The sequence below is a fragment of the Cytobacillus oceanisediminis genome (assembly GCF_022811925.1).
Lineage (GTDB): Bacteria > Bacillota > Bacilli > Bacillales > Cytobacillaceae > Cytobacillus > Cytobacillus oceanisediminis_D.
Genome location: NZ_CP065511.1, coordinates 5046046 through 5067006 on the forward strand (window position 1 = coordinate 5046046; position 20961 = coordinate 5067006).

Consider the following 20961-nt stretch of genomic DNA (forward strand, 5'->3'; position numbering starts at 1 on the left):
TTCCTCCTTTATAAATTAATTACCAGCCAATATCACTTAAAGGAATGAAAGTCGGAATCATGCTTCCGTCATATTCTTTCGTGATGAAATCAGCTACATCATCTTCCTGGTAAAGTTCAGCAATTCTCTTAAGCGTTTTGTTATCCTTGTCTTCTGTTCTGACAGCAATGATATTTACATACGGAGTAGCGGTTTCGCTTTCAATAAAAACTGAATCCTTAGTTGGGTTAAAGCCTGCATCTACAGCAATTCCGTTATTGATTACAGAAGCAGAGACATCCGGAAGTGCACGCGGTGTCTGCGCTGATACCATTTCTACAAATTCAAGGTTCTTCGGATTTTCAACGATTTTATTCAAGTCCAGGTTTCCGTCATAGTCCTCGGACAATTTGATCAGCCCGGCTTCCTCCAGTAAAAGAAGGGCTCTTCCGCCATTTGAAGCATCATTTGGAATGGCAATTTTGCCGCCTTCCGGAATGTCTTCTACAGATTTTACTTTTTCAGAATAAAGACCCATTGGTGCTAATACAGTTGTCGCTATTGGGGTAAGATCCATATTATGCTCTTTAATAAAAGTGTCAAAATAAGCGACTGTTTGGAATGCATTCACATCAAGATCGCCTTCTGCAAGGGCAACGTTTGGCTGCACATAGTCAGAGAATGTCACAACTTCAATTTCAATGCCTTCCTTTTCAGCCTTTTCTGCAATAAAGTCCCAGATGCGTGTATCAGAACCGCTGACACCTAATTTAATTTTCTTTGTTTCTTCTCCGCCAGTCGTGCTTGAGCATGCTGCAGTGAACACAGCCAATGCTAAAATAATAAATGTTAAAAATAGTTTTTTCATGATGTATTTCCTCCTCATTTATCTTCTTCTGATTTTTTTGGATAAAATATTCCCGAATGACTGCAGGCCCTGAACCATGACAACTAAGATCGCAACGGTAATCAGCATGACTGTTGTATCGAATCGCTGGTAGCCGTAGGTAATGGCGAGGTCACCAAGCCCGCCGCCTCCGACTGCCCCGGCCATGGCTGATGCTCCGACCAATCCGATTGTCGCAATTGTAAAGCCTAATACCAGCGAACTGAGTGCTTCCGGAATCAAGAATTTAATAATTATCTGGCCCGGTGTTGCACCCATTGCTTCTGCAGCTTCTATGACTCCCGGATCTACCTCAAGCAATGAGTTTTCTATTAATCTTGCAATATAGGGCCCGGCATAAAATACCAGCGGCACTACGGCTGCAGCCGTACCAATCGATGTTCCGACAATAAGCCTGGTAATTGGGATAATGGCTACCATTAAAATGATGAAGGGAACAGATCTGAAAATATTAATAATGCTGTTTATGATGTTAAAAACAACGAGGTTTTCCAGCAGATGCCCTTTCCTTGTCACGACAAGCAATATGCCAAGCGGCAGTCCGATAACAGCTGAAAACAGCAATGAGAATGCCACCATTTGGACCGTTTCGATTAAGGCTTCTATGATTTTTTCCTGATTAACTAGCACGTGATGTCACTTCCTTTATTGAAACTTTTTCCTGGCTGATGTACTGAATAGCACGTCTGATTTCACTGTCCGGACCCTGGAATTCAACAATCAGGTTGCCAAAAGGTGTTCCCTGAAGTTCAGTAATATTTCCAAACAGGACGTTGAAGTCGATATTAAACTTTTTGGCAACCTGCGAGAGCAGCGGCTGTCCGGCAGAACTTCCAACAAAGTTGATTCTAAATACCTTTTGAAGCCCTTGCTGTCTTTCGATCACTTCTTTAATGGAGTCAGGTATTTGATCATTCATGACAGTGCTGACAAAGTTTTTCGCTGTTTGTGTATTTGGTGAGGAAAAGACATTAAAGACGGTTCCTTCTTCGATAATTTTTCCTGCCTCTATGACAGCGACACGATCACAGATCTCTCTGATTACAGACATTTCATGTGTAATGATCAGAATAGTAATGTTGTATTCTTTATTTATTTTTTTCAGCAGTTGCAGGATAGAGCTGGTTGTCTGCGGATCCAGAGCTGAAGTCGCTTCATCACATAATAGAATGGAAGGCTGGGTCGCCAGCGCCCTGGCAATTCCGATCCGCTGCTTTTGACCGCCTGACAGCTGATCGGGATAGCTGTTCGCCTTGTCTGCAAGCCCCACGAATTCTAATAGTTCTTGGACACGCTTTTTTATTTCATCCTTAGGGACCTTAGCCAGTGTGAGCGGCATCGCCACATTGGCAAACACTGTTTTCGAGTTTAAAAGGTTAAAATGCTGAAAGACCATCCCGATGTTTCTTTTCACTTCGCGAATTTCTCTTACAGATAAAGCCGTCAGATCATGTCCGCTGACAATGACCTTTCCTGAAGTCGGCTTCTCCAGCCAATTGACACAACGGATCAAAGAACTCTTTCCCGCACCGCTGAAGCCGATCACACCGAAAATCTCACCCTTATTAATCTTTAAGTCTATTCCATTTAAAGCAGCTACCTGCTGTCCTCCGCTTTCATAGACTTTCTTTAAATTCTGAAACTCTATCATTCAGCATCTCTCCTTTTCTAAAGTTATATCTTATTATTCCTATGCAAAAACTAAGAATTATATCCTGAAATTTACCCCTTCCATCAGAAGAGGTTTTTTGAAGTCCTCTCCTTATCTTTCAGGCTTTCGCCTGCTGGATTTGGCACAGTGCAGTCTGCCTGCTGCCGAAGCTTCATTGGGCCAGGTCCCTCTGCTTCTCTCGATAAGAATTATTCATATGTTTATGAATAGAATCCCGCTGTATTTTCCGGGTAAAACAAAAACCCTCTTCTAAAGAAAGAAGAGGGCAGCATTTATCAATGGTCCTCTCCTTATCTTTCAAGCAATGCTTGCTGGATTTGGCACGGTACACGCTGTCCGCTGCCGAGGTGTCATAGGGCCAGTCCCTCAACCTCTCTTGATAAGAAGATTTTTATTATTCGGTTGTTAATATGCTTATTACTTTACCACCATAAAGAAAAGGATGTCAATCATTATTTTTCAAATATTTTCACTTGGCCCATTTTCATAAATTTCTGTTACTTTAATAGAGCTATCTTTACGGTGAATAATCATCACACCTGCCAGAGCGATCATACCACCCGCAATGGATAACATAGCCGGCACCTCTCCCAGCCAAATCCACGCAATAACAAACGCTATTGCTGGTGTCAGGTAAAGAGAGCTTGTCGCTTCAGAAGCCCCTCCTACGGACGCAAGAAAAGCGAGGGCAATATATGGAATTACCGTTGGAAAAATCCCCAAATAGAGGACACTTAAAGTGGATTCGGCCGACGCATGAAAAATCTCATTACCAAGCCCAGGAAGATAAATCAGCATAAAACTAGTCCCTGCCCATACCGTATATGATGTAAATGACAAAAATCCGTATTTATTTAAATATTTAGTCTGAAACACGAAATAGATGCTTTCTGAAATGGAAGCAAGCAGGACGAATAAAATACCGGTTTGAATTTCAAGCCCGCCTCCTATACCAAGCGAAATAAGTGCGGCACCCGCAAAACTGACTGCGGAACCAGTCCACCTTACCCTTCCAAACCTTTCCCTTAAAAATAGAGCAGCCAAAGCAGCCGAAAAGATCGGAGTCATTGATACAATCAAGCTTGCCGGCCCGGCGCTTACTGTTTTTTCCCCAATGTTGAGTGCTGTATGATAAACCGTAAAACCAAGGAATCCAAGTATAAAAATAGCAGGAAGATCTTTTATATCCGGAAGACGCATCCTTGTCAGCAGTGCTAAGACACCAAGTGCAGCGGAACCTACTAAAAGTCTAAAAAGGGCAAGGTGCTCAGGGGAGTACGATTCAAGTCCAGCCCGAATTCCCGGGAATGCGGATGCCCAGAGAATGATGATAGAACTATGTGCCCCGATAATCATTAGTTTTTTATGAGCCAATTTCATCCCCCTTATCAACATTTCCAGCCATTATCTGTGCTGCTTTTCATGATAGTCAATAACTGATACAATGTCCTCAACCAATTAGGAAAGAATTTTACCAGCCAATTTTCATGAAGGCGGTTATATAGATGGATACAACACAATTGCCAAAATATCAGCAAGTTATTGAGACTATTAAAGAAAAGATTTCCAAAGGTGAATGGCCAATCGGAAGTAAAATTCCAAGCCAGCGGAAACTGGCTGAGGAGTTTGGAGTAAACCGAAGCACAATTATCACTGCTCTGGAAGAACTTGCTGCAGATGGACTAATAGAAGGGAAAACGGGGGTTGGCACTAAGGTTATTAATAATACATGGACTCTGCTCGCTTCAAGGCAGTCTGCCAACTGGAGTGAATATATCGATACAGGGATACACAGAGCCAGCGAAAAGATCGTTCAGGAAATTAATGACTTAGAAATGGATCCCACTTTTATACAGCTCAGCAAAGGAGAGCTTTCCCCTGAAATTTTCCCTGTGCAAACGATGAAGAAAGTTCTAAAGGAAGCTGCTGATGAATTGTGTGAACTCGGTTATGAGGAACCAAAGGGGTATTTGCCATTAAGACAGGCAGTCAGTGAGTATTTGGCAGCATACGGAATCTTCGCATCTCCTTCCTCCATACTTATTGTTTCTGGAGGGCTGCAAGCGCTGCAGCTTGTTTCACTCGGACTTGTGCAAAGAGGGGCACCCGTATTTCTGGAAAAGCCCTCTTACTTATATTCTTTACAGCTTTTCCGATCATCAGGCATGAATTTAAAAGGATTGCCAATGGATAAGGAGGGAATTATCACGAAAAGCATCTCTTTGAAGAAATACGAAAAAGGGAAATCCATTTTATACACGATTCCTTCCTATCATAATCCTACTGGAATTTTAATGACAGAAAAAAGACGGAGAGAACTGCTTGATGTATGCAGAACAGAACAGCTGCCAATTGTGGAAGACGATATTTACCGTGAGCTATGGCTTGATGAAGTGCCCCCTCCACCATTAAAAGCAATGGACAAAAACGGCCAGGTCCTTTATATGGGAAGCTTGTCGAAAACATTGAGTCCCGGACTTCGAATAGGCTGGGTAGCAGCACCTGAACCTGTTATCGACCGGCTTGCCGATCTTAAAATGCAGACTGACTATGGTTCAAGTTCACTTTCACAAAGGGTAGCTGAAAAATGGCTGTCCACCGGCCTCTATCAAAAGCATATGGAAAATGTACGTGAGCAGTTGAGAATTCGTCGTAATACTGCCCTAAATGCATTAGATGCTCACTTGTCCGGGATAGCAGAATGGAATTCTCCGGAAGGAGGTTTTTTTATATGGCTGAAAGTACCGTCTAATATTTCAATTCGAATCCTCTATCGGCAGGCTATTTCAAGAAAGCTGCTGATTAATCCCGGCAGCATATACAGTGACGGGCCGAATCATTTTATACGAATTTCATATGCTTATGCCTCTCTGGGGGAACTGCAGGAAGGTATATTCATCCTTGGAGAGGAAATTAGAAAGCTCCAATGAGAATAGTACCTAACAAGGTATCCTTTTCACAGTTGTTGGCATAGAGTGAAATTTATCCTATATGTCAATCTAAACATGTATTGTATAATGATGGAAAAGTGCCATTTTCCAAAAGGAGGGACAGAAAATGATTATGACCGAGAATCCTGCAGATTTATTCGCGGACAAAGTGGAAGCGAGGAATCTGCAGCTGGCCATTCAGCATTCCAGCGATGTGATTGCAAGAGTGACAAAAGAAGGCATTGCTTTATATGTCTCCCCTTCCTGCTTGCCGATGCTGGGATATTCGCAGCAGGACTTTTATCGAAGCAGCCTTTATACATACTGCCATCCAAATGACCGGGACCTTTTAAAAGATGCATTAGCCGAACTCGAACAGCTTCCGCAAAAACGGGAGACCTTTCGCTTCAGGCATAAGGAAGGGCATTATCTGTGGCTTGAAGCCAATTTTTCAGTCATTAATGACGATAAAGAAATGATGTGCATCATCCGGGATATGACACAGAGAATTATCATGGAAGAGGAGATTCTTGAAACACAGGAGAAGTACCGCTTTCTGGTGGAGTACTCCAAGGATACGATAGGAATGGTGACACAAAAAGGGATTTGGACCTACATCAATAATGAAGGAAAGAAGCTTTTCGGATTCACGAGCATCAAAGAGATGATCGGCACCTCCCTCCACGACTACACTCCTCCTTCAGAACATTCCACTCTCGATGATTTTCTGCAAACAAAGCTAAGTGTGAATTTTGAGCTTAATCTGATCCGGACTGACGGGCGAATGAGAAAAGCCGAAGTCCAGCTGATTCCAACCACTTTCAAGAACAGAAAGGTCTACCAGATCATTATTAAAGATGTGACTGGACAAAAGAAGACGGAAGAAAAGCTGCAGAATGCTGAAAAACTTTCGGTTGTCGGTCAGCTTGCCGCAGGCATTGCCCATGAGATCCGCAACCCGCTAACAGCCATAAAAGGCTTTACACAGTTATTATACGAAGAACATAAAGGCGATTTCGCGGAGGTTATTCTTAATGAGCTGGAGCGGATTGAAGGCATCGTCAATGACCTGCTCGTTCTCGCCAAACCTCAAATCACCGAAATGGAAGAAACCTGCCTGACAAACGTTGTAAAAAGTGTGATCACTCTTTTAAACAGCCAGGCAGTTATGGAGAATATCATGATCGAACTAACACAGTCACCCGGCGAGTTTTATGTTAAATGTGAAAAGGATAAAATTAAACAGGTGCTGATTAACATCATTAAGAACTCGATTGAAGCCATGCCGATGGGCGGGAAAATAAATGTGGATATCCGCCAGGAGGACCATTGTGTCATCATCAGTGTCGAGGATGAAGGAATTGGCATACCTGAAGAACGCCTCGCCAAACTGGGAGAGCCGTTTTACAGCACAAAAGAAAAAGGCACAGGCCTTGGCATTATGATCTGCAAAAAAATCATTAAAAACCATGGCGGAAACCTTTACATCCACAGCAGGGAAAATGAAGGAACAACGGTCCGGATTACTTTGCCGCTTTCCTGAATTAAAGAAGCCAGATGCCTGAACTGGCTTCTTTAATTTTGGATGATAAACTCCTGGTCCTTCCCTCTATCCCCAATATGTACCCTTTCCTTATAAAAAATCTCTTCCTCTGACATAAGCATCACTGTTGAACTCCTGGTTCCGTAGCCTTTGCTTTTGATAAATAAAGGAGACAGAATCCGCTCCCACTCAAGTGAAACTCCTGTTTTCGGAAGCATGTCATCAGGGGCAGGGTCTGCATTCTGGAGAAGTGTGAACAAGTCTTCGGTAAAATTCCCAGAAGCATGATTTATTATCTTAGATAAGCCCTCCTTCCCCTTTTTCACCTTTGGCCACTCGGTATTCAGCACATGATTGCTGACCCCGTACACTCCTGGTTCAAGCTGCTCTAGTCTATCTTCCACGTTCGAATAATAAAAGAGCTCCTCCAAATTGCCCGCAAGCAGATTGTAGCCGGGATAGCTGCTGCGATGTTCAGATGCTATTTTCATAAAATCAGCAGGCGAAGCACTGCCTTTCAGAAAATCCGCCACCAAATCTCCTCTTGACCTCTTGCCATCTGTCACTTCGTTCGGATCGCGGTAATTTGTAAGAGCTGCAAATCGTTCAGTCTTTGTGACACCCATCCACGTCCCCATCTTGCTTAAATCGCGTCCAGCCAGAATAGCGGGATGGTCCTCCCAAAAATGGGCCGGTGCAGTGGGGCGCTCATAAAATTCATCGCGATTAGCGGCAACGATAAGCTTGTATACAGGATGGACTTTGTATGCGAAAAGGATTAAACACATTTGGATCACTGCTTTCGTTTTATTTATTATTTTAACTTTTCGGGAGGGAAAAATAAAAAATACCCACTTTAGTTATGTGAAATATTAGATAAATTCTAATACATGTTAGATCAGATAGAGATTATGCCAGATAAATCTTTTAACATGCTAGAAAAAACCAACAAGTTGTAACATATTTGATGAATCATGTTAGATAAATATAGCAATAAAAAAAGCCCCTTTCTTAAAAGGAGCTTAATCAAATTAAGTAACTGCACCTTCCCTCGCTGTCTTCCTCGCCCTTAAAAATCTAACTGTATTCAAAACAATCGTTTTGGTCACAGCATAAGTAGGTATTGCCAGGATCATGCCGAGGATACCGGCAAGATTGCCTGCAACCAGCAGTAGGATGATGATGGTGGCCGGATGTGTGTTTAAGGTTTTTCCCAGAATCAGCGGTGACAGCACATTCCCCTCTATCTGCTGGGCTATCACAATGACTACGACAACCAGTAAGGCTTTAGTCGGCGAGTCAAAAAGTGCGACGATTACAGCGGGGGCACCGCCAAGAAACGGCCCGACATAAGGGATGATATTGGTTATGGCAACAATAAGCGCCATGACTAGCGCATATGGCAAATCGATGATTAAATAGCCAATAAACGAAAGTGTTCCAACAAATAATGCCACTGTAATCTGCCCCTGGATGTAGGAAGAAAGAGTCTCTCCTGTTTCCTTAAGCGTTTTAACTCCCTCTTCCCTGTAAGAAGCAGGAAGAAACTTTGAAACAGCAGCAGGGAACTTATCTCCATCCTTAAACATATAAAACAGCAGGAATGGCACCGTTACAATTGTGATCGCAATATTGGTGACCAGGCTGACAATTCCTGCTACCCCCTCCGTCACACGGCTTGGGAGGGTATTGGCATATTCCATAATGCGGGCTTCAATTTCTTCAAGCAATATGTAGTCCTGCGTCAAAAACCATTTAAACTCTTCAGTGTTAGACATTGAAGTAACAAAGTCTCTTGTCGTTTTCGCATACCCCGGCAGGTCGTTGAATAATTCAGTCACCTGTCTGCTGATAAGCGGAGCAATGTTGCCAATAACAAGCATCACTAAGCCGATAACAGCTGCATAGATGATTAATATCGCTGCCGTTCTTGGCACCTTGTAGCGCTGGAGCAATCTTACCAGCGGACTCAATAAGAAATAGAGAAATCCCGATATAATGATTGGAAAAAATAATGTTGACGCAAAAATACCGACCGGTTCAAACAGAAAGGAAATTTTCGTTGATACATAAATGATTGTTAAAATAATCAGCAATTGCAAAGTCCAGTACTGCAGTTTTTTCTTTGCCACAATGTCACCTTTTTTCCTTTTATTAATTAAATAAAGAATACCACATTGGTGTTCCCTTCTACTATTATGAGATAACACTATATACGTATAGCCTTTCTGAATGGTTTCAAAAATAGACCAAAAAAAACAGCGCCTCCTGAATGGACGCTGTTTTTTTATTTATGATGGTCATTTTTTACACCCGCAATCTTTTCCCTCACATGGAACGAAGTCTTTATAGCGGAACAATAAGGCTGAATCTGCCTGCTCAAGGCCTGGCTCTTCGGGATTAAAAATACTTCCGCCGGCAACGGAAATTTCCAGAAGACCGCACACCGGTTCACCTGTATGCTCACTTAATTTAAAATCTCCTTTTGCTCTTACCCGGTAGACAGCATTCGCCTCACCTTCGCCTATCATTATCCCGCCTGGAATATCCCTTTCAATCCTTGTACACGTATGGGGCTGCAGTTCATGTGTCCCCAGATTGATTTCTGTCTCGGGTATATTTTTGAACACACGAATTCCATTTTTATCATAAGATGAATATTCAGGCTGCAGGCAAACGCCAAGCACAACAGAAGCCCTTAGTTTTTGATTGGTCGGATTTTTAAGGATAATGATCAGCCTTTCATTATCACGGCCAATTTGTATTTCGGAATCTGCTTCCATCGGAATTAGAAAAGGGCCTGTTGTAATCTCTGCCCCTGGTGATTCCTTCTGGCTATTTTCATAACTTCTTAGCATAACCAAACGCTCCTTTTTATTTTTGGCTTTGTTAAAGGTTATTGTTGATTTTGCATCCTGCTGATTGGAGCGGAAGGCGCGAGCTCCCCGGAAATGCTATCGGATTTCGTTCGTGCAGTGTTTAACTCAGAGATGCTTATTCAATCCTGCTAGAATAGCGTGTCAGCGGGAGACCCCGCAGGTGCAAATGCACCGAGGAGCATTGGACCGCCCTCTGAACGCTTGAGGCCTCGTGCTGAAATCAACGGGTAAATTAACAGAGCCTTATTTTCTTGCTGCTCCCCTTTCTAATATTAAATTCATTGTGATGATAATCTGAGCAGGCGAATATAATAGTTTATTTAATAAATATCTTCTAAATCACCAATTGAAGACTAAGGAGGCTGCAGGATGAGAATCGGAATTAATCTCCTCAATCTATCTCAAGACCGGTTTGGAGGGGTTGAACAATATATAACGAATTTAATTGGCCATATGGCTGACAGCGGAGAAAATCTTACCCTGTTCCTTTTTCTTAAGCGGAAGCTGAAAAACGTTTTTCCCCAACATGAAAAAATAAAAACAATTCGGTTCCGGAAGTTAATGGATTCTGCTGATGTTTATGATGCCATCAAAAAATGCAAGCTGGACCTTTGGTTTTGCCCATTACACAGATCGTATCTCCCAAGTGTCCCTGTTCCGACTGTGGCAACGATTCATGATGTACTTCATACGGAATATCCGGACTTTGTCCCTGGCGGATTAGAAGAGAATAATCGCTATTATGGACAATATACAGCTTCGTTCGATGCTGTCATTACAGTTTCGGATTTTTCCAAGGGTGCCATAGCCCGTCAGCTCTCCATTCCAGAGAGAAAAATTCATGTCATTCCCCTAAATGCACCAGCCATATTTGATCAAGCACCAGCGAAAATCACAATGAAAGGAGTGAAACAAAGATATCAATTGCCCGATACTTACGCCATATATCCTTCAAGCTATAATCCGCACAAAAACCATCTGAATCTGCTAAAGGCCATTCTGATCCTGAGGAAAAAATACAATACCACCATACCGCTTGTCCTGACAGGCTATGCAGATAAAAGCAATGGAGTTTATCAATCTGTTTTGCAATTTATAAGAGAACGTTCTTTAGAAAAACAGGTTTGGGTTCTGGGGTACGTTCCCCCTGAAGAAATGCCTTCACTTTATTGGAACTCAAGCTTTTTGGTCTTTCCTTCCCTATATGAAGGATTTGGCATTCCCCTGGTGGAGGCGTTTAAAACAAAAACACCGATCGTTTGCTCAAACAAGGGAAGCATCCCTGAAATCACAGACCACGCGGCTCTTTATTTTAATCCTGAAAATCCTGAAGAGATTGCTTTAAAAATGATGGAGCTGTTAAATCCTTTAACAAGAAAACAGCTTAGCGAAAAGAGCAGTCTTAGGTCACGGCATTTTTCCTGGAAAAAGACTGCCGCAGAAACGATGAAAGTTTTTCGGAGTGTGACCCGGAACTAATGAAGAGGAGGGGAAATGATGAGAAAAATACTTGTCCTTAATATTTTCCCAACGGTTTTCCCGCCGACAAGCGGAGGCACATTGAGGTATTTTCATATTTATAACGAATTAAGCCATTTTTATGATATTACTCTTCTATCCCAAACAAACAGTAAAAAGGGGAAGGTCATAAAATACTCTTCAAGCTTTAGAGAATACAAAGCTGAAAGGGATCCTCTCTACTCGCAAATAAGACAGAAGCTTCATAATGCAGCTTCAGGCTATGAACTTCCTTTAATTATGTATTTGGAGCTTGCCAATTATCCTGCATTATACAAAGAGTATTTCGAGAAGCTCTACCAAACAAGCGATATCATTATTCATGAAACCCCTTATTTACTGGATTATGACTTCCATTTCAACAAAGATCAAAAGCCAAGAATTTATAACAGCCATAACCATGATTACTCACTGGCAAAGCAAATTTGGAAGGATGAAAAAGCGCGGGAATACCTTCCCCGGCTTTATGAAGCAGAACAGCGATTAACTTCACACGCGGACTTGATTTATGCCACATCTGCAGCGGAGAAGGAGGAATTTATTAAAGATTATGGGCTGGATCCTCAAAAAATAATGCTTGCCCCAAATGGAATCAATCCAGATGAATGGCTTCCGCGCAGAAAGAAGCCTGCCGGAAGGCCAAAGGCTCTGTTTATTGGAGCAGATTATCCGCCTAACACTCAGGCAGTGAAGTTTATCATTGAGCACCTTGCCGATAAATGCCGGGATATTGACTTTATCATTGCAGGCGGATGCTGCAGACCTTTTCAAGAGCCTAAGAAAAATAACGTAAAATTAATGGGCAAGGTTAAGCACAAAAAAAAATTAAAGCTATTTGCTGAAGCTGATATCGCTATCAATCCGATGTTTAGCGGTGCAGGGGTCAATTTGAAAACGCTGGAATTTTTATCAGCAGGAATTCCCCTGTTTTCCACTTTATGCGGTGTCCGGGGATTAGAACTCATTAACCGCAAGCACTATATCCATGCCGAGGCAGAGGATTTCGCGGATAAGCTTAACCAGTTCAGCGGCAGTCATAAATTTTTGGAGGAGATGGCGGCATGCGGGCAAAAACATATTAACAGCCGTTTTTCATGGAGAAGTATAGCTGAAAAAATCCATAATGATATTGAAGAGATTTTTTCTGATTAAGAAAGAATCTCTTCTATAGCCTTTTTCAATAAAATTCCGGCCTTATCCCAGGTAAGATTCAGCATATCCAATCTTCCTTGTTGGCCTTTCTGTTTACACAGATGCGGATTTTCATAGGCCAATCTCATCTGTCTTTTTGTATCCTCCAGATCCGCTTCAGCCCAAAGATGGTCCTCATGTTTAAATAAATGAGGGTATAACCTCGATATGGCACTTTTGCTGCCCATGCTGTCTCTTGGATTCTCCAGCTTGCAGTCTATTAAAAAGGAATTTTGTTCATTCAAAAAATCCATTTGTCCGCCCCAGCCTGTAGCTATGACTGGGATACCGCTTGATAATGCCTCAATATATGGCAGACCTACCCCTTCTCCCCTCGTGGGAAGAATGAATGCATTGCCCAGCGTATATAAACCTTTAAGCTGTTTTTCCGGTATAGTGCCCGTTATTACATGCAGAGGGGCAGTTTCATTTGTAAACCCAAGACTTCTTTTATATTGCGAAATAGCCTTTAATATTTTTTTACGCTTGCTGCCATATGTTTTAATGACCAGCAGTACATTGTCTTTAGAAGTGAACTCGCTCCAATAGGCTTTTAGCAAAGTTTCAGGATTTTTCCTATGCTGAAAATCAAAAACCGAAACAAAAACAAACTTCCCTTTTGCTTCCTTTAATGTAAGCTTTTTGTTTCCAGGGTCAAATGCATGTGTATCAGCCCCATGAGGAGCCAGAAATACAGGAACATTTACTCCGCCTCCAATCATGGCTTTCATATTTTGAGAGCATGGCACGCATACCCCATCACATGCATTAATGGCTGGCAGCCATGGACTTGGAATCTTTTCTGTTTCCCAAACAGTATTTAATAGAATCCGGTCAAAATTTTTTCTTTCTTTATTGATATCATCAATATTTCCAGGCGGACAATGATAAATTAAAATTTTTTGTTTATTTTTTTGGAGTGGCTTTTCTATTAAATGCAATAATCTCTTTTTCTTGTTTTTATTGCTAAAATCATAAGGAAAATTCCAAGTATACGGTTGGATAATAAGATCAACACCAAGACGGTCCAATGCAAGAGTGTATTCTCTGCTTGCAATTCCATATCCGCTTGCATCAAGAACCGGCCCTCTCCAAATTACTTGATAATTTGTCATTTGTACGCCTTCCCTCCATCGCTGACAATCTGTTTTACCTTATTAAAGTCACTGGTTCTGCTTACGGGAACAGATTTTCTTATCAGCCTGTCGTTGTCAGCAGTCCATGTATGATGTCCTGGCTGCGAGATTCTCAAACAGGCATAATTATTTTTGTCACCAGAGTATATTTTAAGCTTACTTTTGTTGCATAGCTTTAAGAAGTAGGTATCTTCGCCCAAGTTCACTTTCGGAAACCGGACATGATCCATGATTTCCTTCCTGAAAACCAGGGTAGCTCCCTTTATTCCATGCTTGACAAACCGGTTTTCTTTTCCAGGCTTTTGGATGGCCAGCAGCTTCTCTTTTTGAAAATACATGTAAACCGTTCTTTTCCCTACTATATCTGCCTTTGTTTTCTTCAGAGTTCTGACAGACTGAGCCAGATAGTTTGGAGCATAAAAATCGTCATCATCGAATTTTGCAATTATGTTATAACGTGAATTTAGAATGGCAATATTCAGGCATTCCCCAAGTGTGACTTCTTCGCGCAGTTGAAAAACAGTTACATTATGAGACTCCTTTGCCCTCTTCTGCCATGCGGCTTTATCCATCTCATCATTATTTAAGATAATGATTAATTCTTTTTCCTTCCAAACCTGATTTTCATAGTTTTCAAACACGTTTTCCATATAGTCCTGACGCATTGTACAGCAGATGATAGAGACCATCTTTCCCGCTCCTTTATGATATGCTTAACCGTCTCTTCCCAGGAAGCAGCAATACGAATAATATCCTCTTCCTGCAGTTTTTCGCCCCATTGGACTTCTATAATTTCCAGAGGTGTAATGGCCTTTACAGCATGTTTTGCACCGACCGGAATTTGAAGGACATCTCCTGCTTTAATATAGACAAGGCGGCCATCCAAAATAAACTCCCCTTCTCCAGAGATGATTGTCCAAGTCTCCTGTCTGAACTGATGAGTCTGGTAGCTGATATTTCTGTCTGGTAATATTTTAAGCAGCTTGGAAAGGGACTCCATTCCTTCGCTAGTATAAGAAAAATCTAAAACTTTATAGATGCCCCATCTTTTTTCTTCATACATAAGCCGGGCTGTTTCAGCCATATCCTTTATAGCATTGCTCTTCTGCTTATCGGCAACCAGAATCCCCTCCGGGCTGGCAGCTATGATGCTATTAGAGATTGAAATGGCATGAATCGGAATGGAAAGTTCATTGACAATCTGGGTATTTTTAGAGTCCTTTGATAGCGAACCTTTGCCGGAAACTGGACTCTCAAGCTGGCCGCTTAATGTCTCCCAGCTTCCGAGGTCCTTCCATAAACCAGAATAGGGAATTACAATCGACCTGCTGTTTTTCTCAGCGATCTTATAATCAAAGCTGATTTCAGGCAGAAGATCATAGTTTTTCAGCAGCTGGCTATAAGAAGTGGAAAGACCCATTTTATTTAAATACTCAATAATAAAATTCAGAGAAAATCCAAATACGCCGCAATTCCAGAAAGCATTCTTTTCTATGAGCCGCCGGGCTGTTTCTGTATCTGGTTTTTCTATGAATTGATCTATTGGAAGGCAGCCTATTTCCTCTTTTTGACCCGGCTTAGGGAGGATATATCCAAACTGGTCTGACGGAAACTGCGGCACAGCACCCAGCAGAGCAAGCTCAGCCTGCGATATATGCAGAATATCCGGAATGCTTTGCAGCAGCTTATAAAACAGGGGTTCCACATAGGAATCCACCGGCACCACACAAATGGTTTCCTCAGGACCGGCATAGTAATTGGAATGAAGGTACGCACAAGCTAAAGCAATAGAAGGAAATGTACCTCTTTGACTCGGCTCGCAGATGACGGGGATCTGAGTGTCTATTTGGTTTTTTATAATCTCCAATTGATTCTCACAGGTAATAATATATGTTGATGATAGAAGCCTAGCGTCATCCAGCTGTCCGCAGACCCGCTGAATCATGGATTCAGGCTTCCCATGCTGTGTAGGCAGCAGCTTTAAAAACTGCTTGGCCCTAACTGAATTAGATAAAGGCCAAAGTCTTCGCCCTGAACCTCCTGATAGCAATAGAATTTTCATATCTCAACCCCATTTTTAATTAAATATAAAGCTGGTACTTGTATTCTATGGGGCCTATCCAATAGCGGTATGGTCATATGAATCAAATTATCTTACTTTTTAAGGTTCGTCAGAGCTTTTTATAAATAATACTTTGTTAAATTTGGCTGTTGATTTCAGCACGAGGCATTCAGCGAACGCGGGCCTACCGGGATCCTCCTCGACGCTTTGCACCTGCGGGGTCTCCCTTGGGATGCTACTCCCGCAGGACTTTGATAAGCATCTCCTGAGTAAACACCGCACGAAGGAAACGCGATAGCATTTTCGAGAAGCTCGAGCCTTCCACTCCAATCAACAGGTGCTAAAACAACAATGAGATTTTAACAGAGCTATAAATAAAAAAAATACCTGCATTAATCGCAGGTATTCAGACCAAAGCAGCTCTTTTTTCAATTCCGGGTCTATATTTTTAGTTAATATCCATTCCAGCTAGCTGCATCTGCTAATTTAAGGGCTCTGTTTAAGCCGGATTTCGCGCAGCATGTTTATCTAATAAATCAGGAAGATTATACGAGGAAAATGTGAGCTTTTCTAGCTATAAAACTCCCTGGCAAAAACCAGGATTCAACTTTGCTCTTTCTGGAAAATTACTTCGCAAAAAAGCCGCCTGTATGGTATTGGCGGCTTTTTTCAAAGGTCACTATATTGATTTTTTGTTATACAGAAATCATACCGCTTCACTGTCCCACTTTTTCTCGTCCTGCACAAACAGCAGTCCAAGCTCGTGGTGATCGCCTTCGTACAGAGCCCGCTGGACAAAGCGGACCTGGCTGTTCACATCAAGAACCTCAAGTTTGCAGTGAGCCCCGTTCTTTTGCAGCGCTTCATAGAAGCCTTTTTCATCATGGATCTTCACACCATTGACTTTTGTAACAACCTCTCCCACTTGTAGAGACATTTTATCAGCTGGTGAATCCGGAACTACTCCAAGTACCATGATTCCCTGATTGCGCTTGGAAAAGTAAAACGGTGCCTGATCCTCTGCCATTCTCTGGCGGAGAGAGATGAATTCACGGCCAATTATAGCAAGTGCGGCTGCACCCACAGCAGCAAGCGGATACCAGTAGCCTGCAGATGAAATCAGCAAAAGAAGTACGCCAAACACGCTGATTCTTTGTCCATGCAGTGCTGTTGCCTCTTTAGGAAGCGTGCCCTGGATTCGCTGGTAAAAACCTATCGAAAAAGGGACCAGAATGAGCGAATACGTTTCCCCGCCAATCGGGATCGCTGGCCACCAATCAAATGGCAGCTGCAGTGCCTGACCAGGAATAAGCAGAAACACAGGCACCATCCAGAGTCTTTTTGATTCATGAATGCCGATGGTCTGGCCCCGTTTACTCTTTACAAGCCTGGGAGTTGTGCCTTTCCGTCCGTTTCTTATAATCAGGAAGCCTTCTGCTATAACAAGGAGAGCAAGGAGAACAGCGATGGATGGAAAGATGGAAGAGTCAAGATCTGCTGCCGTCTGGGCGAATGATGGCAATGGCCATTTCTGTTCAGCAGCAAACATTGTTGCGAAAAATGCAAAGCCCAGCGTATAAACAGGCGCCATCCATCTCACTTTTGCCGTAAAGCTCCACAGGAACGTAAGAGCAGCAGTAAAAACAATCGTTTCCACTGGTACGACAAGTCCTGCTCCAACCATCACAACACTCACTAATAGACCTGCCAAGATACCCAGAGGAAGAAGCTGCCTCAGCTCAAAATAAGCATTTTCCGCACGAACTGAAAAGTCTTTGCGCTCACGCTTTACACGGGAAACCCCCAAAAATGCAGCCACAAAAAACAGGTAATAAAATACCGGGTTCAGCAGCAGCTTTCCCGTTCCTTTTAAAAACTCAAAAATCCACTCCTCTATCAAACTTGCCACCAGCCTCTATTAATAAATTCTCATGAATTATGTAACAAACAGAAAACTCTATTACTCTATATTCTACCAAAAGCGCCTGCCAAAACCTATCACAATCTGGCTCAAATACAAAAATAGCAGAAGGAAAATCCCTCCTGCTAATGAAAGTTTACTTTCGACAAAATCCGCTATTTTGCAATATATCTCAGAGCCGTTTGCAGTTGAAGATCATTCTGCTCTTTTTTCATTTCTTCAATGGCGGCTTGTTCGAGCGCTGCTGCTGTTTTCTTGTCTATCCGGCCGGTTGTTTCAAGCTCTTTTTGCTTCTGAAATGCTTTTACAGCCGCTGCAGTGGAATCATTGAAGTAGCCATCTGTCCGTCCTGGAGCATATCCAAGGCCCGCCAGAATTTCCTGTGCATTCTTCACCATTTCATTATTCATATCGGTTGCCAAAGGCTTCTCCACCTGCAAAGGATGTGTTTGGTAGATGTCTGGCTGTTTGACCGCGAGGGTTGGCTTAATTCCCTTGTTATGAATCCAGTTTCCGTCTGGTGTCAGCCATTTAAACAGAGTAAGCTTTATATTGCTGCCATCTCCCATCGGAACTGGCTGCTGAACAGTGCCCTTTCCAAATGAATTTTCACCGATTATGGCATAACCCTGCGCTTCCTTTAAAGCGCCGGCAAGAATCTCCGATGCAGAGGCACTCCCTTTATCTACAAGAACAGCAATCGGATAGCTTTTTGGCTTTTCAAGTGTGGAGAAGTACCTCATTTTTTCCCCATCCCGTTTCTCTATCTGCAAATATGGCTTATCACCCGTAACCAATTCTTTCAGGATTTCCTGTACTGATGTCAGGAGACCTCCGGGATTTCCGCGCACATCAATTACAAGCCCTTCGATTCCTTCTTTCTCCATTTCACTCAGCTGTTTTGCAAATTCCTTCGATGTATCTTCGGAAAAAGAGGTGATTTCCAAATACCCTACATTTTTTCCTCTTTGCTTTTTGATTTCCGAGTAAACTGTAATCTGCGGAATTTCATCTCTTTTTACTTCTACCTTTAAAGGTTCCTTAAGTCCCTGGCGGGCAATTTCAAGTTCTACTTTTGTTCCTTTTTTGCCGCGGATCTTCATGGTAGCTTTATATAAATCAAGACCCTTCACACTTTCCCCATCCACTTTTAAAATTTCATCCTTCGGCTTCAGCCCTGCTTGTTCAGCTGGTGAATCTTTAAATGGTGCAACAATGATTATTTTACCTTCCACCATGCTGACTTCTGCCCCGATTCCTTCAAAAGAAGATTCCAGTGTATCACTGAATTGTTTTGCTGTTTCTTCATCCATATAAACAGAGTATGGGTCTTCTAGGGTTGCAAGCATGCCCTGGATGGCTCCCTCCACGAGCTGCTTTTCCTCTACTTTTTCCACATAGCTATTTAAAATTAGCTGATAGGCCGTTTCCATCTTTTCGATTTTCTCTTTTTCAATTTGTGTTCCGTTCTCCTTAAAATCTATTAATTGATTTCCTGCTCCTGTCTGCGGAGTTTCCTTTGCCAGCCACTGCATGCCTGCATATGTACCGCCAGCTCCTGTCAGCAATGATCCCGTCATCAGCACGGCGATCCATTTTCTGCTCATCTTCATCTCCCTTTCTATTTTGCCGGGATCCTTGTTATATTCAGCGAATACTGTATTATCAGCTGCCTTTTCTCAGTTTTAAATAAATAAAAACAACCCGCAAAGGGACGCGGGTGTCTTCGCTTATTCCATCCTATGTGGGGAATGGACGAGTTATGATTTCTTTTGCTTGAGACGATTTCAAAAACAAATTGTTTTATAGGATTAAAGACCCTCTTCAAGGGTAAAAGAAAAGTGGAAGAAGCTGAGCTCCTTCCACTTTCACTATTTTTTATAGAGGCACAATGCCTACTGGATTTATCGCATTTGATTTTGCTGCATTCCAAGAACCTCTGTGAAGTTCAAAGTGCAGATGCTGGCCATAAGATTGTCCAGTATTACCCATGATACCGATTTGCTGGCCTTTAGAAACAGTCTGGCCAGAGCCTACAGAACGGCTTCTCATATGAGCGTATACGGTTGTGTAAGTTTGTCCGCCAATAGAATGGGCAATAAAAATGGCATTTCCGTAGCTGCTTGAATAGTATGAACGAATTACAACACCATCTGCTGCTGCCACGATCGGTACTGTACCGCCTGATGCAATATCAACACCATAGTGCTCGCCTAATGAACGGCCGCCAAATCCTGAAGAAAGTCTTCCTGCAGCTGGTTTTGTCCAGGCACCGCTTGATACTGAAGGTGCAGAAACCTGCGGGCTGCTTGATGATCCGCTATCAGATGATGAGCTGCTTCCTGCTGATGAAGAGCTGCTCTTTTGAGCTGCTTTCTGTTTTGCCAATTCAGCTTGTCTTGCTGCCTCAGCCTGTCTTGCTGCCTCAGCCTGTCTTTCCTGCTCAAGCTTGATTGCTTTTTGAAGCGCTGCTTCCTGGGCTGCAAGGATTTCATTTTCTTCAGCTAATTCAAGCTTATGAGCATGCATTTCCTCTTCTTCATGCTTTAGGGATGCAAGCAGTTTATCCTTTTCTGCCTTTTGGGCATTTAAGCTCTTTTTCATGCTTTCAAGCTCGGCAAGCATTTTTTCTAAAGATGCAAGCTCTTCTTTTACCTGAGCCTGTTTTTTCTCCAGCTCGTCTTTATCCGCCTGATGCGCTTTTAAAATGTCCTGGTCAGCTTCTACGATCGTAGCAACTGCTCCAACGCGTTCAACAAAATCTCCAAAGCTTTGCGCACCCATTAAAACATCAATATAGCTCACCATTCCGCCAGTTTCCTGGTAGTTGCGCGCACGGTCCTTTAATAGTTCGTTGCGCTTTTTGATGCGCTCTACTAATACTTTAATTTCGCCTTCAAGTTTTTCTATTTCCTTTTTAGTTTCAGAAATTTCGTTGTTCTTTTCTTCAATTTTCGCTAAAGCATCACTGATCGCTTTATCCAGGCGCTCAATTTCACTTTGAACGGACTGCTGCTCGCCCTGGTTTTCGGTAAGCCTCTTATCTGTATCGTTAATCTTTGATTCTACTCCAGAACGCTGTTCATTAATCTTATCTTTTTGGCTGTTTAAATCATTTAATTTATTTGCTGCAGACGCCTTTTCTAGAGGCAGTCCAACTGTTAGGCTGCCAAAACCTAAAACAGCAGCTAATGATAATGTGATGATGGATTTCTTCAATTTT

General features: G+C 42.4%; 17 protein-coding genes and 2 riboswitches. Of the genes, 4 read left to right on the top strand and 13 right to left on the bottom strand.

Annotated features, from left to right (window positions below; genetic code table 11):
• Positions 1-19: 19 nt before the first annotated feature.
• The 4 genes from IRB79_RS25475 to IRB79_RS25490 form a co-directional block, all read right to left on the bottom strand.
• The gene (locus tag IRB79_RS25475; RefSeq protein ID WP_243505921.1) at positions 20-847 is read right to left on the bottom strand and encodes a MetQ/NlpA family ABC transporter substrate-binding protein; all 828 of its coding nucleotides are present in this window, start codon (positions 845-847) and stop codon (positions 20-22) included.
• Positions 848-865: 18 nt separating this feature from the next.
• Positions 866-1465, bottom strand: coding sequence for a methionine ABC transporter permease (locus IRB79_RS25480; RefSeq protein WP_431833453.1), 600 nt, complete (start codon positions 1463-1465; stop codon positions 866-868).
• Between the two features lie 40 nt (positions 1466-1505).
• Positions 1506-2537 (bottom strand): methionine ABC transporter ATP-binding protein, encoded by a 1032-nt coding sequence (locus IRB79_RS25485; RefSeq protein WP_243505923.1) that lies wholly within the window; start codon positions 2535-2537, stop codon positions 1506-1508.
• 108 nt (positions 2538-2645) lie between these two features.
• Positions 2646-2746, bottom strand: a riboswitch (SAM riboswitch).
• Positions 2747-2845: 99 nt separating this feature from the next.
• Positions 2846-2944: riboswitch (SAM riboswitch) on the bottom strand.
• 73 nt (positions 2945-3017) lie between these two features.
• Complete coding sequence (locus IRB79_RS25490; protein ID WP_243505924.1) at positions 3018-3932, bottom strand: DMT family transporter; 915 nt, start codon at positions 3930-3932, stop codon at positions 3018-3020.
• Between the two features lie 131 nt (positions 3933-4063).
• Here IRB79_RS25490 and IRB79_RS25495 point away from each other — a divergent pair, with 131 nt between their 5' ends.
• Both IRB79_RS25495 and IRB79_RS25500 read left to right on the top strand, forming a co-directional pair.
• Positions 4064-5488, top strand: a complete 1425-nt coding sequence (locus IRB79_RS25495; RefSeq protein ID WP_243505925.1) for a MocR-like pyridoxine biosynthesis transcription factor PdxR — start codon at positions 4064-4066, stop codon at positions 5486-5488.
• Positions 5489-5615: 127 nt separating this feature from the next.
• Entirely contained in the window at positions 5616-7031 is a 1416-nt protein-coding gene (locus IRB79_RS25500; RefSeq protein ID WP_243505926.1) for a PAS domain S-box protein, read from the top strand.
• Between the two features lie 32 nt (positions 7032-7063).
• On the opposite strand, the gene IRB79_RS25505 is transcribed toward IRB79_RS25500, so the two are convergent.
• The 3 genes from IRB79_RS25505 to IRB79_RS25515 all read right to left on the bottom strand — a co-directional run bounded on the left by IRB79_RS25505 (position 7064) and on the right by IRB79_RS25515 (position 9889).
• On the bottom strand, positions 7064-7819 hold the full coding sequence (locus tag IRB79_RS25505; protein WP_243505927.1) for an NRDE family protein: 756 nt from the start codon (positions 7817-7819) through the stop codon (positions 7064-7066).
• 243 nt (positions 7820-8062) lie between these two features.
• Positions 8063-9163: an AI-2E family transporter gene (locus tag IRB79_RS25510; RefSeq protein WP_243505928.1), complete on the bottom strand. Its 1101-nt coding sequence runs from the start codon at positions 9161-9163 to the stop codon at positions 8063-8065.
• Between the two features lie 168 nt (positions 9164-9331).
• Positions 9332-9889 carry a hypothetical protein gene (locus IRB79_RS25515; RefSeq protein WP_243505929.1) on the bottom strand — a complete coding sequence of 186 codons (558 nt, stop codon included), beginning with the start codon at positions 9887-9889 and terminating at the stop codon, positions 9332-9334.
• A 390-nt stretch (positions 9890-10279) separates the two neighbouring features.
• On the opposite strand from IRB79_RS25515, the gene IRB79_RS25520 reads away from it, so the two are divergent.
• On the top strand, positions 10280-11389 hold the full coding sequence (locus IRB79_RS25520; protein WP_243505930.1) for a glycosyltransferase family 4 protein: 1110 nt from the start codon (positions 10280-10282) through the stop codon (positions 11387-11389).
• A gap of 15 nt (positions 11390-11404) precedes the next feature.
• Positions 11405-12580 carry a glycosyltransferase family 4 protein gene (locus IRB79_RS25525; protein WP_243505931.1) on the top strand — a complete coding sequence of 392 codons (1176 nt, stop codon included), beginning with the start codon at positions 11405-11407 and terminating at the stop codon, positions 12578-12580.
• On the opposite strand, the gene IRB79_RS25530 is transcribed toward IRB79_RS25525, so the two are convergent.
• The 6 genes from IRB79_RS25530 to IRB79_RS25555 form a co-directional block, all read right to left on the bottom strand.
• Positions 12577-13734: a glycosyltransferase gene (locus tag IRB79_RS25530; RefSeq protein ID WP_243505932.1), complete on the bottom strand. Its 1158-nt coding sequence runs from the start codon at positions 13732-13734 to the stop codon at positions 12577-12579. The genes IRB79_RS25525 and IRB79_RS25530 overlap by 4 nt on opposite strands.
• Positions 13731-14444, bottom strand: a complete 714-nt coding sequence (locus tag IRB79_RS25535; protein WP_243505933.1) for a glycosyltransferase family 2 protein — start codon at positions 14442-14444, stop codon at positions 13731-13733. The genes IRB79_RS25530 and IRB79_RS25535 overlap by 4 nt, the downstream gene beginning before the upstream one ends.
• Positions 14351-15817: a sugar phosphate nucleotidyltransferase gene (locus IRB79_RS25540; RefSeq protein WP_243505934.1), complete on the bottom strand. Its 1467-nt coding sequence runs from the start codon at positions 15815-15817 to the stop codon at positions 14351-14353. The genes IRB79_RS25535 and IRB79_RS25540 overlap by 94 nt, the downstream gene beginning before the upstream one ends.
• 706 nt (positions 15818-16523) lie before the next feature.
• Positions 16524-17717 carry a PDZ domain-containing protein gene (locus tag IRB79_RS25545; protein WP_243505935.1) on the bottom strand — a complete coding sequence of 398 codons (1194 nt, stop codon included), beginning with the start codon at positions 17715-17717 and terminating at the stop codon, positions 16524-16526.
• Positions 17718-17893: 176 nt separating this feature from the next.
• On the bottom strand, positions 17894-19345 hold the full coding sequence (locus IRB79_RS25550; RefSeq protein WP_243505936.1) for a S41 family peptidase: 1452 nt from the start codon (positions 19343-19345) through the stop codon (positions 17894-17896).
• A 271-nt stretch (positions 19346-19616) separates the two neighbouring features.
• On the bottom strand, positions 19617-20957 hold the full coding sequence (locus IRB79_RS25555; protein ID WP_243505937.1) for a murein hydrolase activator EnvC family protein: 1341 nt from the start codon (positions 20955-20957) through the stop codon (positions 19617-19619).
• Between the last annotated feature and the right edge of the window lie 4 nt (positions 20958-20961).